Consider the following 2,249-nt stretch of genomic DNA (forward strand, 5'->3'; position numbering starts at 1 on the left):
GCTATTGCTCCTTGGACTAAAGCAGAAAAAGCTTATTATGAGTCCCTTAAAACAAAAAGAGAAAGATATAAGTATTTAGTCATAAGAAGTGGATTAAGAAGTGCGGTGATTGATATACCTTATGATGCTTATTGTAATGTAGATGAGAATGGAAAGCTTATCAAGGAAGAATATAAAGAACTTTATGCAAAGGTAGAATCTAATAGAGGAATGGCAAATATGCATAAAGGTTGGCTTCATATGGCTGAATGGGAATTGAGCGCAGGAATCCTAGGGGATATAGAAGGATTTAGGGGAGCATTACAGCTTTCTATGACAGGATTTAAAGCAAGAACACAAGCAGTTAATTTCTTACTTATTCAATTAGGACATAAAGATAGTTTTAAAGATTTATATGATTCTTATCAAACTAGAGGCTTAGTAGATGGCTTACATAAGAATCCCCTTAAAGCTCAAATGTTAGAAAACTTTGCAAAGAATCCCCCTTATGATGAATTTGGAATGTTACCTTATTTAGATGAACTCATAGGGGTGGATTGGGTGATGAACTTCAGCATACACCCTTACATAGTGGATAGCAGTGGTGATATAATATGGGAGCTAAAAGAGCAAGTCAAACAAGGCAAACTCAAAGACCCAAGAGATATAGATTCTACACCTGAAAGTAGAGAGGAGTTTTTGCAAGTTGCTTATGGAATGCTAGATTATCAAGAAGCCTATGGAGATTGCCCACCTAGTGAATGGAGTAAAAAAAGTGTTAATCTCTACATAGACACTTTAATTTTAGAATCCAAAATAGCCGCAATCACTCCCCCGCAGAGCTATCCTAACGCACCGACTTATTTCGCACCTGAATTGCTAGATGATTTTTATCAAAGAAAAATTTTAGACAAACTCCTTAACCCCACAATCCTCACAATCTATCGTTACGACTTTCCCGAATCCTTAAGAGCAAAAATAAAAGCCTATGCTAAAGAGTATAATATAAAGGAATAAAATGTCCCTCTTTATCCCATAGCGTCATTATGAGGAATAAACTAATAACTAAGAATCCATAATCTTATATAAAGAAATACAAACTATAATAAGGAATCTTATCTTAAAAAGGATTCCTATGCAACACATTCCAAACAACAAATTAAGAATCTCTACACTACAAAGCAGGAGAGAAGCATTAAGACAATTAAGAGATTTAGGAATCTTAGGAATAGGTGGGCTTTTAGGATTACAACACTTAGTTAAGCAAGATAATCTAGCTCTACAACCCCTACAAGATTCTATCTCTAATCTAGCAAATGTAAATACAATGACAGATTCTATTTTTCACTCTAATATCCCTAAAGCGATTCTCTCTTTACCCTTAAGTTATTTTTCTATTCCACACGCATATGCTCATATCTTACAATTCCATAAAGATAGGAAAGGCTTAAATCTAATCATTCCTTTAATAACCAATAAATATTTAGACTACACACATTATTATCTTGATATGCCAATGCCGCATAAAAACTTACCCTTTCTCTCTTATCATTATGATAGCTTACAATCTTTTCTTAAAGATGTAGAATCTCAAGGCTTTTATCTAAGAGATTACACAATGGATTCTATCCATACACAAATCATTAAAGAATACTTTATGCTTTTAGAAACAAAAGAACAAATACAGACTTTTTATCAAGAATACAAAGAGAGAGAAAGTAGGGCAATAGAAGCCATAGATTCTTACCACACCGCAATGAATTATCTTGATGATATTTACCAAAGCTCTTTTAATACCAATTTAAACGATACTATCTTAGACCCTTTAAAACATAGAAACTTTTTAAAAGCTTTAGATATTATAGGACAAAATAATATTAAGGCTTTGTATGTGGGGGTGAATAATAGGAAAAAGCTTGATAAGCCAAAACCACCTACTAACGTTCTAAATTTAAACAATAAAGATAAGGAAACCAAAGACCAAAATATCCAAGAATCTCGCCCTAAACTCGTAGGCAGACTTGCCACAACAATCATTATGAAAAATGGATTGCATTTGGGATAAATTAATACAAAGGGGAAACAATGAGTGAGACTTACCAAATCACAGCACCAAATAGCGTAATATTGAATGTAGATAAACAAAGTAACGAAATAATTTTTGAAAAATGGGAAAAAGAAACAGGCAAATACACCCAACAATACTCCAAAGCCCTTTTACAAGCTTGGCAAATAATGGAATCCTCCCCCTACAAAGACTACAAACCCCT

2 protein-coding genes and 1 pseudogene are annotated in these 2,249 nt (G+C 33.4%); all 3 read left to right on the forward strand.

What is annotated here, in order from left to right:
• On the forward strand, window positions 1–996 hold a 996-nt coding region (locus QZ289_RS10350), incomplete at its 5' end, for a hypothetical protein (RefSeq protein WP_295702301.1).
• 118 nt (window positions 997–1,114) lie between these two features.
• Window positions 1,115–2,044 carry a hypothetical protein gene (locus tag QZ289_RS10355; protein ID WP_276950852.1) on the forward strand — a complete coding sequence of 310 codons (930 nt, stop codon included), beginning with the start codon at window positions 1,115–1,117 and terminating at the stop codon, window positions 2,042–2,044.
• A 20-nt stretch (window positions 2,045–2,064) separates the two neighbouring features.
• Window positions 2,065–2,249, forward strand: a pseudogene (locus QZ289_RS10360) (hypothetical protein); the annotation flags it as partial.

Origin of the sequence: uncultured Helicobacter sp. (assembly GCF_910577135.1) — a bacterium.
In the GTDB taxonomy this organism is placed as follows: domain Bacteria; phylum Campylobacterota; class Campylobacteria; order Campylobacterales; family Helicobacteraceae; genus Helicobacter_C; species Helicobacter_C mastomyrinus.